The 13,271-nt window shown below is 44.0% G+C and carries 10 protein-coding genes; 7 read left to right on the top strand and 3 right to left on the bottom strand.

Going from position 1 to position 13,271, the window contains the following annotated elements; all coding sequences use genetic code 11:
• Window positions 1–243: 243 nt before the first annotated feature.
• The 6 genes from ACZW67_RS08035 (at window position 244) to mmsB (ending at window position 8,932) form a co-directional block, all read left to right on the top strand.
• On the top strand, window positions 244–2,304 hold the full coding sequence (locus ACZW67_RS08035; RefSeq protein WP_465182834.1) for a propionate--CoA ligase: 2,061 nt from the start codon (window positions 244–246) through the stop codon (window positions 2,302–2,304).
• A 518-nt stretch (window positions 2,305–2,822) separates the two neighbouring features.
• Complete coding sequence (locus tag ACZW67_RS08040) at window positions 2,823–4,307, top strand: CoA-acylating methylmalonate-semialdehyde dehydrogenase (protein ID WP_465182835.1); 1,485 nt, start codon at window positions 2,823–2,825, stop codon at window positions 4,305–4,307.
• A gap of 187 nt (window positions 4,308–4,494) precedes the next feature.
• The gene (locus tag ACZW67_RS08045) at window positions 4,495–5,655 is read left to right on the top strand and encodes an acyl-CoA dehydrogenase family protein (protein ID WP_465182836.1); all 1,161 of its coding nucleotides are present in this window, start codon (window positions 4,495–4,497) and stop codon (window positions 5,653–5,655) included.
• A gap of 93 nt (window positions 5,656–5,748) precedes the next feature.
• Window positions 5,749–6,531, top strand: a complete 783-nt coding sequence (locus ACZW67_RS08050) for an enoyl-CoA hydratase (protein WP_465182837.1) — start codon at window positions 5,749–5,751, stop codon at window positions 6,529–6,531.
• A 72-nt stretch (window positions 6,532–6,603) separates the two neighbouring features.
• Entirely contained in the window at window positions 6,604–7,863 is a 1,260-nt protein-coding gene (locus ACZW67_RS08055) for an enoyl-CoA hydratase/isomerase family protein (RefSeq protein ID WP_465182838.1), read from the top strand.
• A 124-nt stretch (window positions 7,864–7,987) separates the two neighbouring features.
• Entirely contained in the window at window positions 7,988–8,932 is a 945-nt protein-coding gene (gene mmsB, locus ACZW67_RS08060) for a 3-hydroxyisobutyrate dehydrogenase (RefSeq protein WP_465182839.1), read from the top strand.
• A 272-nt stretch (window positions 8,933–9,204) separates the two neighbouring features.
• On the opposite strand, the gene ACZW67_RS08065 is transcribed toward mmsB, so the two are convergent.
• Window positions 9,205–9,963, bottom strand: coding sequence for an IclR family transcriptional regulator (locus tag ACZW67_RS08065; protein ID WP_465182840.1), 759 nt, complete (start codon window positions 9,961–9,963; stop codon window positions 9,205–9,207).
• Window positions 9,964–10,565: 602 nt separating this feature from the next.
• Between ACZW67_RS08065 and ACZW67_RS08070 the strand changes: the two genes are divergently transcribed.
• On the top strand, window positions 10,566–11,465 hold the full coding sequence (locus ACZW67_RS08070) for a hypothetical protein (protein ID WP_465182841.1): 900 nt from the start codon (window positions 10,566–10,568) through the stop codon (window positions 11,463–11,465).
• A gap of 146 nt (window positions 11,466–11,611) precedes the next feature.
• Here the strand turns inward: ACZW67_RS08070 and ACZW67_RS08075 are convergent, their stop codons facing one another.
• Both ACZW67_RS08075 and pal read right to left on the bottom strand, forming a co-directional pair.
• Complete coding sequence (locus ACZW67_RS08075) at window positions 11,612–12,379, bottom strand: holo-ACP synthase (protein WP_465182842.1); 768 nt, start codon at window positions 12,377–12,379, stop codon at window positions 11,612–11,614.
• Window positions 12,380–12,680: 301 nt separating this feature from the next.
• The gene (gene pal / locus ACZW67_RS08080) at window positions 12,681–13,199 is read right to left on the bottom strand and encodes a peptidoglycan-associated lipoprotein Pal (RefSeq protein ID WP_465182843.1); all 519 of its coding nucleotides are present in this window, start codon (window positions 13,197–13,199) and stop codon (window positions 12,681–12,683) included.
• Between the last annotated feature and the right edge of the window lie 72 nt (window positions 13,200–13,271).

Raw genomic sequence — 13,271 nt, forward strand, 5'->3', positions numbered from 1 at the left:
TTTAAACCGATACATAATGTATCGGTTTTTTAGTTTTGGCAAGGATAGCCAGTATTGTATTATGAGAATATACAATAAGAGCTTATAGCAATTTCCAAAAAGTAGGATTAGCGGTGTCAAACTGGTTTAGTCTACGACAGGTAGTACTTGCACTCGTTTTTCTTACTACTCTAATTTTTGTGAATGGTATTATATTATAAAGTAGTATCTTATTACTCATCGTTTACGCTAAGGACAGCCATTATGAGCGAGCAAGCCACCAACCAACGTAGCAATCAAAGCAGCAACCACGTTTCTATTCAAAACTCTCAAGCGCCATCCGATACCACTCAGAAATTTTCTGATATCTATCACGACTCCATTAATAATCGCGAGCAGTTTTGGGCTGAGCAAGCCAAGCGTATCTACTGGCATAAAGAGCCTGAGCAAATCCTGGATGACAGTAATTTGCCGTTCGCTAAGTGGTTCGTCGGCGGTGAGACCAATCTTTGTTATAACTGTGTGGATCGTCACCTCGAAGAGCGCGCAGAGCAGGACGCATTTATCTGGTTATCATCAGAGATTAATCAAGAATTAATAGAAACCTTTCCGGCCGTCGTTGATTCGTTTAAAGATCTGGGCAACAACGTCGAGTTTTATACAGACTATACCAAGCGCCGTTTGACATACAATGACTTGTATAAAGAAGTCAATTATTTTGCGGATGTATTGCAACGTCATGGTATCGGCAAGGGCGACCGGGTCATCATTTATATGCCGATGATTTTAGAAGCCGCTTATGCGATGTTGGCTTGTGCTCGTATCGGTGCCGTGCATTCAGTCGTGTTTGGCGGGTTTGCGGCACATAACTTGGCTATTCGTATGGATGATGCCGAAGCAAAAATGGTCATTACGGTGGATGCAGGTTTGCGCGGTGGTAAGGTCATTAACTATAAAAGCCTCGTCAATCAAGGGGTCGAACAAGCCAACGTGAAGCCTGAGCATGTGCTGGTCGTCAACCGAGGCGTATTGCCATTTGTACCACAGGATATCGATGTGGACTATGCAACCGAGCGCCGTGTCAGTTGTGAAGCCAATGCGATTGTTGAGCCTGTTTGGCTTGAGTCCAATACGCCATCGTATCTTCTCTATACTTCTGGAACGACGGGTACGCCAAAAGGTGTGCAACGTGATACAGGCGGTCATGCCGTAGCACTGACGACATCGATGGATTATATTTATGACGGTAAGGCAGGTGAAACGTTTTGGGCGATATCTGATATTGGCTGGGCCGTTGGACACTCTTATACGATCTATGCGCCACTATTAGCTGGCATGACCAGTGTTATGTATGAAGGATTACCACATCGCCCAAATCCAGGTATCTGGTGGCGGATTGTCGAGGCTAACAAGGTCAATATCTTGTTCACCGCACCGACTGGTGTGCGTATGCTCAAAAAACAAGATGAGGCTTGGATGACACGCTATGATGTCTCAAGCGTTAAATCGTTCTTTTTAGCAGGTGAGCCACTCGATGAATCAACAGCCAATTGGCTAACTAAGCATCTAGGCGTTCCTATTTTAGATCACTATTGGCAGACAGAATCTGGTTGGCCTATTTTAAGTAATACGCCAAAGTTCAATCATAAACCGCATAAGCAAGGCTCGCCTGGTTATCCAATGTATGGCTATGATGCACACGTTATCAATGAAGAAACAGGCGAACCTTGTGCTGCTGGCGAAAAAGGCTTACTTGCAATCAAGGCGCCTCTGCCACCTGGTTGTCTCACTACCGTATGGCGTAACGACGAGCGATTTGTCAGTAGCTATTTCGGCTTGTTTGATGGACAACAATACTCAACGTCTGACTATGCCGTAACTGATGAGGAGGGGTATTTCTATATCTTAGGGCGTACAGACGATGTAATTAATGTCGCTGGTCATCGTATTGGTACGCAAGAAATTGAAGAGGCGATCAGCATGCATCCAGAGATGGCAGAGTGTGCAGTTGTGGGTATTCAAGATCAGTTAAAAGGGGAGTTGCCCATTGCGTTCTGTGTGCTGAGAGACCACGAGCAGGTGGCAACGACTGAAAATCGGTTCCGTATTGAGCAGCAAATCATCGGTGCCGTGGTCAAATCCCTTGGCGGTATTGCAAGGCCGGCGGCCATTTATTTCCCACAAGCGTTGCCAAAGACCCGCTCTGGAAAAATATTACGCCGTGCCATTCGTGCATTAGCAGAAGGCAAGGAAACAGGGGATATGTCGACACTCGATAATCCACCCGCGATTGATGCGATCAAGCAGTCTATGAAAGATTATTAATCAATGCGGAATGTGACTTTATTGATTGCTGATAAATAATGCCATTCAATTTCGTACAAGAGCTCATGAATCATCATGGGCTTTTTTGTACCAGTCACAATAGTCAGAGTAGCAAGGAAAACGAGTGCAAATACTACCTATTGTGGACTAAACAATTTTGACGCCGCGAATCATACTTTTTTGGATTGGTATTGGTTTTAAATTTTCATAATATTTACTGGTGAATATAACCTAACATAAAAGTTTAATAAAGCGCTTGACCCTAAAATTGATTTATTGTTATAGTCAATAACGATACATAATAAATCATTTTAAAATTATCCATGTTTGGTAGTTATTGATGAGTATTTAATTTTTTATCAATACAAAATATAGTTTGTTCAATATAATTTGGATACAAGGAAGCCGAGTGAAAGTACTACAAATAGTAGACTAAGCGAGGCTGACACCGTATCTAATTTATAGAGGATTGACTATACCGCTATATGGTAGTTTTGCAAAAAAGATAAGGATATCTTATGCACCACGTTCAGCAGCTCATCAATGGTCAATTCGTCGATTCTAATACCAGCGAATGGATTGATATCACTGATCCCGCCACACAAGAAGTTATCGCAAAAGTTCCACAAACGACCGACGATGAAATTAACCAAGCAGTTGCCGCTGCCCAGACCGCTTTTCAAACGTGGCGCAAAACACCTATCACCACACGTGCCCGTATCTTCTTAAAGTATCAAGCATTGATACGCGAGCATATGGATGAGCTAGCAGGGATTTTGACCGCTGAACAAGGCAAAACGATTGCAGATGCTCGCGGTGACGTATTCCGTGGTTTAGAAGTGGTCGAGCATGCAGCAGGTATTGCGAATTTGCAGATTGGTGACTTCGTTGAAAACGTCGCATCAGGCGTTGATACCTATAGTATCTGGCAGCCGCTAGGGGTTTGTGCAGGTATCACACCGTTCAACTTCCCAGCAATGATTCCACTATGGATGTTCCCAATGGCGATTGCCACTGGTAACACCTTTATTCTTAAACCGTCTGAGCAAGACCCGATGGTCACCATGCGTTTGGTTGAACTAGCGATTGAAGCTGGCGTACCTGAAGGCGTGCTAAACGTTGTACATGGCGGAAAAGCTACCGTCGATGCTATTTGTGATCACCCTGATATCAAAGCCGTTTCTTTCGTAGGTTCTACCGCTGTTGGCAAACACGTCTATGAGCGTGCCAGTCAATCCGGTAAGCGTGCCCAGTGCATGATGGGTGCAAAAAATCACGGTGTTATCTTACCGGATGCCAACAAAGAACAGACGCTCAATCAGTTAGCAGGCGCGGCATTTGGTGCTGCCGGTCAACGTTGTATGGCGCTGTCAGTGGTGGTATTGGTCGGTGCTGCAGGTGAGTGGATTGATGACATTAAGGCCAAAGCAGAAAAATTGGTCGTATCAGCAGGCAAGCATGATAAAGACCTAGGTCCGCTGATTTCTCCTGCCGCAAAAGCCCGTGTCGAGTACTTGATTGGTACTGGGGTAGAAGAGGGTGCGAGTCTGATTCTGGATGGTCGTGGAATTACTGTTGAAGGATATGAGAAAGGTAACTTTGTCGGCCCGACTATCTTTGATAACGTCACAAGTGACATGCAGATTTATCAGCAGGAAATCTTTGGGCCAGTATTGTGTATCATGCGTGCAGCCGACCTTGATGAAGCGATTGAGATGCTCAATGCCAATCCACATGGTAATGGCACGGCGATTTTTACTCAGTCAGGTGCCGCCGCACATAAATTCCAGCAAGATACTCAAGTCGGTCAGATTGGCATTAACTTACCGATTCCTGTGCCACTACCAATGTTCTCATTCTCAGGTTCACGTGCTAGTAAGCTTGGTGATCTCGGTCCTTATGGCAAGCAAGCCGTGCAGTTCTATACTCAAACCAAAACCGTCACTGCGCGATGGTTTGACGATGAGGCGAGCCGTGGTGTTAATACCACCATTTCAATTTAATCGCTCGTTCGACATGTTTGCGGTATAGCGATAATTCTGCTTAGGGCATATTTTAACAAAGCCTGATCTTATAATTGTCGTTATGCCGCTGCTATACTGTATAGCCAATACTATATGAACAATATTAGACTGACGATTTATAAAATTCTCTACACCATATTTGCTATGCACGCACAAGGATGATCTCATGGATTTTTCATTGACCGAAGACCAAATTGCCTTTCGCCAAACTGCTCGGCAGTTTGCCCAAAAAGAGCTAAAACCACACGCAGCAGAATGGGATCGCACCTCGCATTTCCCAGTCGATGTCATCAAAAAATCAGGCGAGCTCGGATTTTTAGGATTGTATACCAATCCAGAATATGATGGTTTGGGATTACCACGCTTAGACTCTGCCATGGTGTTTGAAGAGCTTGCAGGGGGTGATACTGCCGTTGCTGCTTATATGAGTATTCATAATATGACTGCTTGGATGATCGGTGAGTATGGCAGCGATACTTTGTGTCAGAAATATTTACCCAATATGGTGAGCGGAGAGTGGTTGGGTAGTTATTGCCTAACGGAACCCAATGCTGGATCCGATGCGGCCTCGCTACGTACCAAAGCGGATAAGCAAGGCGAGCATTATTTGCTAACTGGGGAGAAAACATTCATTTCAGGCGCGGGGTCTACCGATGTCTTAGTCGTCATGGCGCGTACAGGCGGCGCAGGCGCAAAAGGCGTTTCGGCTTTTGTGGTAGATGCGAATAGTGCTGGTATCGAATATGGCAAAAACGAGCATAAAATGGGCTGGAAAGCGCAGCCAACACGCACGATTAGCTTTAAAGATGTGAAAGTTCCAGTAGGGAATTTAATCGGTGAGGAGGGTCAAGGCTTTCGTATTGCGATGAAAGGTTTAGATGGTGGTCGTATCAACATTGGTATCTGTGCAGTTGGTACGGCGCAGTCAGCACTAGAGACAGCGACCAATTATGTGCAAGAGCGTAGCCAATTCGGCAGCCAGATTGCTAATTTACAATCGGTACAGTTTAAACTTGCTGATATGCTGACCCAGACCATTAGCGCGCGACAAATGCTTTATCTAGCAGCGAGCAAAGTTGATAACAATGATGTCCAAGCGTCTACCTACTGCGCAATGGCAAAGCGTCTCTCCACTGACCTGTGCTTCGACGTCGCTAATGAAGCCTTACAGCTACACGGTGGCTATGGCTATCTAAATGAGTATCCACTTGAGCGTCATGTACGAGATTTGCGTGTGCATCAGATTTTGGAAGGCACCAACGAGATCATGCGAGTGATTGTCTCACGTCAGTTATTACAGGACGATGCGTTGGATCAATTACGTTAATTGTATTAGGGTATTTTCTCAATCTAATTGAAGACACGCCCTAACGGCTAACCATTTAACCATACCCAATTCAGATAAAATAAAGGATTATTTATGACGGATTATACCAATCTTAAGTTATCGATTGATGGTCATACTGCTACTGTGACATTGAATAACCCACCAGCCCATACATGGACGATGGACAGTCTGCCAGCACTCAAAAAGCTAGTGACTGATTTGAATGCCAATGATGATATTTATGCTTTAATTATTCATGGTGATGGCGAAAAGTTTTTTTCAGCTGGTGCTGATTTAAACAATTTTTCAGATGGCGATAAAGGTCGTGCCATCAGCATGGCAATTGCTTTTGGCGAAGCGTTTGAGGCGCTATCAGCATATCGTGGTGTCAGTATTGCTGTCATCAACGGCTATGCGATGGGCGGCGGACTTGAGTGCGCGCTGGCCTGTGACATTCGTATCGCAGAAGTGCACGCACAGATGGCATTGCCAGAGACTGGTGTGGGATTGTTGCCATGTGCGGGTGGTACACAAAACCTAACTATGTTAGTAGGCGAAGGCTGGGCAAAGCGTATGATTTTATGCGGTGAGCGCGTTGAGGCAGAGACGGCGTTACGTATTGGTCTGGTCGAAGAAGTTGCTGCCAAAGGAGAAGGGTTAAAAGTGGCTCAAGCACTAGCGCAAAACGTTGCTAAACAGTCTCCTGTTGCCGTCAGCTATTCTAAATCGCTTATCCAAGCTGCGAGAAATACACCGCCTGCACAAAACCTTATCCATGAGCGCGAAGCGTTTGTGAAGTTGTTCGATACCAACGATCAGCGCGAAGGCGTGCAAGCATTTTTAGAGAAGCGCAAACCGAATTGGCAAAATAAATAGACTGCAGGTAGGATGTGCTAACAGTCACTTTATTCATTTTAATTTTTGCAGGTACTTTTTATGACAGCCGCCATGACATCAGTTACAACAACAGATAATAATCAAAAAGTTACAGAAAGCACAGAGCAAGAAGCGCCAGTATTGTTCAACACTGAACCGACAAATTGTGGTCATCTGATTGGCGTCATGACGCTCAATACGCCCAAATCTCTCAATGCGCTGAGTGTTGATATGTGCAAACTATTAGCACAGCAGTTAGATGCGTGGGCAAGTGATGCACAGATAGTCGCTTTGGTGTTAAAAGGCGCAGGCGACAAGGCTTTTTGTGCGGGTGGTGATATTCGTAAGCTGTATGACAGTATGTCGACCAGTGCACCGTTACCGAACCCTTATGCGACAGAGTTCTTCAGTCATGAATATAGCCTCTATCGGCAGATGCATTTTTACGCTAAGCCGCTAATACTTTGGGGTGACGGTATCATCATGGGCGGAGGTATGGGATTGATGGCAGGTTGTAGCCATCGTTTGGTCACTGAGCGTACCCGCTTTGCAATGCCAGAAGTGACTATCGGGCTATTCCCTGATGCCTCTGGCAGTTGGTTTTTGCAAAATATGCCTGCCAAAACAGGTTTGTTCTTAGGGCTAACCGGTGCTATGTGCAATGGTAGTGATGCGCTATTGGCCAATCTAGCAGAGTATGCCGTCGCCAGTAGTGACTATGATGCTGTCATACAAAGTTTAAAACAGAGCGATTGGCAACCAGCTGCCAGCAGTAAGGATAAATGCGATAACAATAGTGCGCATAGTATCGTTAGCCGTGCACTCGCCGCGCAATCAGTTGCTGAGTTACCTGCCAGCAATTTAGCAAAATATTGGCAACCTATCCAGCAGTTGATGAATAGTGGTGGCTTGGGTGATATCGATGCCATATTGCAAAGTGATGAGGCATTAGCAACGTTACATTCAGACTTTGCAGCAGACAGTTGGGCGCAGCGAGCAGTCGCCACTTATCGACATGGTTGTCCCGTTACCGTCGCTTTGACCTATGCGCTTTATCACAAAGTTGCTGACCTGTCGCTAGAGCAAGTTTTATATCTAGAAACCAATGTGGCGGTACATTGTGCAGCCAATCCTGACTTTAAAGAAGGCGTACGCGCGCTATTGATTGATAAAGATAGAAATCCGCAGTGGTCGCGTTCATTAGCTGATTGTCTCAATGCAGAGGGGCAGGCATATATCCAACAGCATTTTGTGAACCCTTATGCGACCGGTGAGCACCCTTTAGACGGTTGGTTGGGTACTGAAGCAGCAGGCAACCAGTTTGTCCGCTAACAATTTAAATTAACCAGTTTATCTATATTAATTAGACATACCACACTGAACGACATAATGGCATGACGTACACAAAACACAAGCGTGCGTCATGCTGACTATATAACCATCAAGGAATGATGAGATGAATACAAAGGATGTAAATACTGCGGATAATGGCAGTGCGAAGCCAAACATTGCTTTTATCGGGCTGGGTAATATGGGCGCGCCAATGGCGGAGAACTTGTTAAAAGCAGGTTATGCATTATCTGTCTACGATTTGTCTGAGGATGCGACTCAGCGTCTACAGCAAGCAGGTGCTAGGGTGGTAGATAGTCCTAAAGCTGCTGCAAGCAATGCACAAGTCGTCATCAGTATGCTGCCTGCTGGCAAGCACGTTCACTCTGTCTATTTGGGTGAAGATGGCACCAACGGTCTACTGGCAGAGTTACCACAAGGCACATTAGTGATTGACAGCAGTACTATCGCTGCTGCTGATGCAAGGACAGTAGCAGAGGCAGCAAGCAAGCTGGGTATAGAGTTCTTAGATGCGCCAGTCTCCGGTGGTACGGGCGGCGCTATCGCAGGCAGTTTGACTTTCATCGTGGGTGGCAGTGCTGACGCGTTTGCGAGAGCGGAACCAATACTGGCGGTCATGGGCAAAAACATCTTTCATGCTGGCGAGCATGGTGCCGGACAAGTCGCAAAAATCTGCAATAATATGCTGTTAGGTATTCTCATGGCTGGGACAGCAGAGGCGATTAATTTGGGCGTCAAAAATGGTTTAGATCCCAAGGTGCTATCAGATATTATGCTACAAAGCTCAGGCCGTAACTGGACATTAGAAGTGTACAATCCTTACCCGCAAGTAATGGAGAACGTACCATCGAGCAACGGTTATCAAGGTGGTTTTATGAGTAAGCTGATGCAAAAAGACCTCAATCTGGCCTTGCAAACTGCTCAGAATACAAACGTCGATACGCCGATGGGTGCTAAAGCTGCGGAGTTATATGAAGCGCATACAGTTGAAAATGGCGATAGAGATTTTTCTAGCATCATGGCGCGTCATGACAGTTCGGTACTGTCTTAGAACCAATCCCCAAAAGTACGATTAGCGGTATCAAACTTGTTTAGTCTACAATGCGTAGTACTTGCACTCGTTTTCTTTGCTACTCTAATTTTTGTGAATGGTATTAGCTCCAAAATAGTATGTTTAATACAGTCAAAGAACTACTAAATGGCTATACATTATAAGAGATGTGTTCAACCATATAAAAAGGCCTGCACTAATATCTTAGTGCAGGTCTTTTTATAGTTATTCGATTATAGCCATTTAATGATAGTCATTTAACGGTCACGGCTTTAGCTTTGTAGCTCATATACCAGCGATTGAATATCTTGTGCCGCTGCTTGTAGTCGTGGCACATGTGTCAATAGCTCATCCAAAGATAGACGTACGGTTGGCGCATGAATATATAGTGAAGCCAGATAGCGCGACTTTTTATCAAGTATAGGAACGGACACAGCTACCATTTCAGAGATAAACTCTTCGTTGTCGATACCCACACCAGTCTCAGCAATATGATCCAGTTCTTTGTTTAACGTATCGATATCGGTGATGGTGTTTTTGGTGAATTTATCTAGTGGCAGACTTTGCAGCATCTTATTACGACTGGTAGCAGATAACTGACTCAAATACAGCTTACCGGTAGCGGTACACCACATTGGTGACTTGGCACCTACGGGCAGATAGATCTGTAGCGGTAGAGCGGTCTGTGCACGGTTGGTATAGAGCATGTCCATATAATAAGGAATTGCAATCCCGCACGTTTCTTTTACTTCCTCTACTAATTTGTGCAAAACCATTTGTCGTTCATTAAAGAACTGGCGCTGCTGCCACAGCTCAACACTTAAATTGCGTACTCGTTTGCCAGGAATGATGCCACCTCCAATATCGACGGTCACAAAACCCTCATCAACCAAATTCTGGATCAATCTATGCATGGTTGGTTTAGGAATGTCTAATTCCTGTGATAGCTCAAGTGGAGAGAGAGGCTTTGAAGCATAAGACACGGCTTCGATAATCTCTAGCACACGGGTAATCGACGATACTTTAGGCATATGGATGGCTCAATAATAAAAATAATACAGTAGGAAATATCACAATGTTTTAATCAATCAGATAGGTAGCTGTGAATACGTAGATTTATCACACATTTTCAACTACTTCTAATTTAGCACAATATCAAGCTTAGACAAGTCTTAGGCACGCTATCTGCTCATACTATATAGAAACAACTGCATGATAAATGCATGTGTCTAAAAACCTATTTAGAGCAACAGTGGCTACACCAACTCACAAAGTACAACAAACCGTAGTAATAAGCTATATAACCGCCACTGAGTTTAATGGAAAGGTCGTTCACTATAATGACATATTTTGTAATACCCTTACATAAACATTAAGCTGTCCAATATCAATGTTTGCGCTATTCAGTAGCTGTAAGAGTGTTGTGTAACAGAAACTCGAAGTTTTACGGATTGGTGTAGTAATTATTACAATACCTATGCAATCTTTACATAATGGCAAATAAAAAGCGCATCTATAGGGATGACTTTTAAAGCCAAAATTGTTTTAATCTCCTCAACAAAAATGATTGATATCAAAATCTGAATTATCATTTTTTTACGGGCGAGTTATCCCATTCTTTAGGAGAATATTGATGAAATTTATTAAACTAACGGCTATCTCTGCTGCTGTCATGGCATCAACTGCTGCTTTCGCTGCTGAACCAGTTATCGTTGTTGATGACGCAAATGTTTATGAAGCTGAGCCAGTTGCTGTTGCTTATCAAGCAGAACCAGTTGCTGTCGCCTATGAAGCAGAACCTACTAACACTGGTGTTATCGGTAAAACTGCTGGTGCTGTCCGTAATACTACTGGGGCTGTCGTTGGTGGCACTAAAACACTATTCAACACCGCTATTAACCCAGCATCTGTAAGTGCTGAAGCGGGTACTTTAGGTTATGGTGCTAACATCGGTTGGTCACTAAATGAGAACACTGAATTACAAGCTGGTTGGGCAGGTGGCGATGTCGCCGACCTATTCGGCGGTGATTTCGATGCTGGCGATGTAAATTATGATGTTGACGCAGACTTCAGCAACCCTTACCTAGGCGTACAATTACGTCCTACTGGTAACTGGTTCACAGTTGGTGCTGGTATCATCGTACCTGATAACGATATCGATGTAACTGCTAATGCAGATGGTGGTTTCTTTAAAGTTGATGGCCAGCAATATAATGCTGCTCAAACTGGTACTCTTGAAGGTACTATCGAGCACCGTAATAAGCTAGCGCCTTATGGTACTATTGGTTTCCGTCCTAACATCACAAATAACTTCGGTCTATTTGGTGAAATCGGCGCAGCTTACATGGGCAAAACTGACGCAACTGTTCGAGCTATTGATTCAGACAGTGTAGTTACCTATACAGATTCAAACGGTGATACTCAAACCACTACTGCAGGCGACGTTGCTAAGAAAGCTGAGCAAGAGCTTGAAGATAAAGATTGGTTAGAGTGGTTACCAATTGTTAAAGTTGGTGCAACTTACCGTTTCTAATCTAATCACAGTTTAAATAATGTCATTAGAAGAAAAGTAAGCACGAAAAAACGACCCTTTTTAGGGTCGTTTTTTTGTCTGAAATAAAGTAACGGTCGTTGTTTAAAACAATAAGCACTGTTCAGAGCAATATATATTTTTCTTATCTAAAAAACAACGACCGTCTGTTGTATAGATAAGACGGCAATTTGATAAGGTGATTTAAGGTCAGTTATGACGGTTAAAGCTGACGGCTCTCTACTGGCATCTATTAAGTCGTCAATAAGATAGGAATAATCTATTCCTAGACCTTGAGCCAGTTTGTATTGATGAATTTTAATAAAGCTTTCTTTTATCTGCCACAGAAACTTGGCGATCGTGTCACGTTGAGTTGTGGGTAATGATTGCAAGATCACAATCTCATTATCTGAGTAAAATCGCTTTGCCACATGCCATGCAACATTATTGACCTCTACGTCCACACCTGTAGGGTGATGAGGGCTAATTACCACGGCGACGGTACTGCTTAACGGTGTATTGACGGCCTTGCTTTTGCCACCTGTATGACTAAAGCATACATAGTATCTACCTTTAACAAGGCGATACGGGAATGCGGATTCATCTAACGTATCGCTGAGCGCTAGTCTATTTAGTAATTGCTGTAACAACAGACGCACGCCTTGACGCTGTCGCTGACGTTGGGTATGAGCGACATCACGCACTGATAAGTTATCTAGTGGTATGTGGTACTGCCAACTACATTTATACCATTCATCAGTATTTATATATGAAGCATTATCAATGGGTCGCCCCAACGACTTGCCCCACAAATCTTGATGTTTGAGGCGTGGATACTCACTCACCTGTGCGGTGGCACACCACGTCATAGGCTGTAGCTGAGTAAATTGAATATGCGTCAGGCGTAAGGTTGGCATTATGAATTATATCGATTGGTATGAGTTTGTTTTTTGTTTAGGGCGTGTCTTCATTTCAAAAATGGTGATAAAAATGAGATAAATTGCCGTCAAACAAGAAAAATAGCGCAGATAATATCGGGATATTAGCCAGCTATTTGACGATGTTTGGCAAGATTTAGCCATTTTTAGCCCATTTAGATGACTATCGAGTGAATTGAAGACACGCCCTAGTAACACGTAAAAAGCCCAGTAATATCAATATCACTGGGCTTTTATGAATCAAGTTAAGCTTGTCTGATTCTGATTGGCTTTGCGACTCTTAGTAAGACAGCTCAGCACGACGGTTTTGTGCATAATCAGCTTCAGTGTTACCAGCAGCAGCAGCGCGTTCTTCGCCATAGCTGATGACACGGATGTTATTTGTAGACACACCTTGGGCCGCAAGATAGTTACGCGCTGCTTGAGCACGGCGCTCACCCAATGCGATGTTGTATTCACGGCTACCGCGCTCATCAGTGTGACCAGCGATAACAACACCCGCTGATGGGTTTGAGCTAAGTAGGCTTGCATGCTGATTCAAAACACTGGCTGATTGTGCAGTGATTTCGCTGCTATCATAGCCGAAGTATACAACGGCTTGTAGGTTCTCAGCACCAGCCATAACGGCGCTAGAGTTATTCATAGAAACAGAGCCATTATATCCAGCTTGACCACCTGGGATACCTAGTGGGGCAACCACAACTTCAGAGTTTGTACGTTTGGTAGCACAACCTGTAGTAATGGCGATTGCGCTTGCTAATACAGTTAGAACGGCGATCTTAGAAAAGTTAGTTGACATGCTGAGCTCCTAAAATTTTAATTAAATTGTTTTTTTAAACTGCTTAGGCTAAAACTTGGGCAATTGCTATCT

This window comes from Psychrobacter sp. TPE 89C (genome assembly GCF_055522395.1).

Coding starts and splice junctions, on each gene's coding strand:
- ACZW67_RS08035 (WP_465182834.1), top strand. CDS start 244: ATGAGCGAGCAAGCCACCAACCAACGTAGCAATCAAAGCAGCAACCAC.
- ACZW67_RS08040 (WP_465182835.1), top strand. CDS start 2,823: ATGCACCACGTTCAGCAGCTCATCAATGGTCAATTCGTCGATTCTAAT.
- ACZW67_RS08045 (WP_465182836.1), top strand. CDS start 4,495: ATGGATTTTTCATTGACCGAAGACCAAATTGCCTTTCGCCAAACTGCT.
- ACZW67_RS08050 (WP_465182837.1), top strand. CDS start 5,749: ATGACGGATTATACCAATCTTAAGTTATCGATTGATGGTCATACTGCT.
- ACZW67_RS08055 (WP_465182838.1), top strand. CDS start 6,604: ATGACATCAGTTACAACAACAGATAATAATCAAAAAGTTACAGAAAGC.
- mmsB (WP_465182839.1), top strand. CDS start 7,988: ATGAATACAAAGGATGTAAATACTGCGGATAATGGCAGTGCGAAGCCA.
- ACZW67_RS08065 (WP_465182840.1), bottom strand. CDS start 9,963: ATGCCTAAAGTATCGTCGATTACCCGTGTGCTAGAGATTATCGAAGCC.
- ACZW67_RS08070 (WP_465182841.1), top strand. CDS start 10,566: ATGAAATTTATTAAACTAACGGCTATCTCTGCTGCTGTCATGGCATCA.
- ACZW67_RS08075 (WP_465182842.1), bottom strand. CDS start 12,379: ATGCCAACCTTACGCCTGACGCATATTCAATTTACTCAGCTACAGCCT.
- pal (WP_465182843.1), bottom strand. CDS start 13,199: ATGTCAACTAACTTTTCTAAGATCGCCGTTCTAACTGTATTAGCAAGC.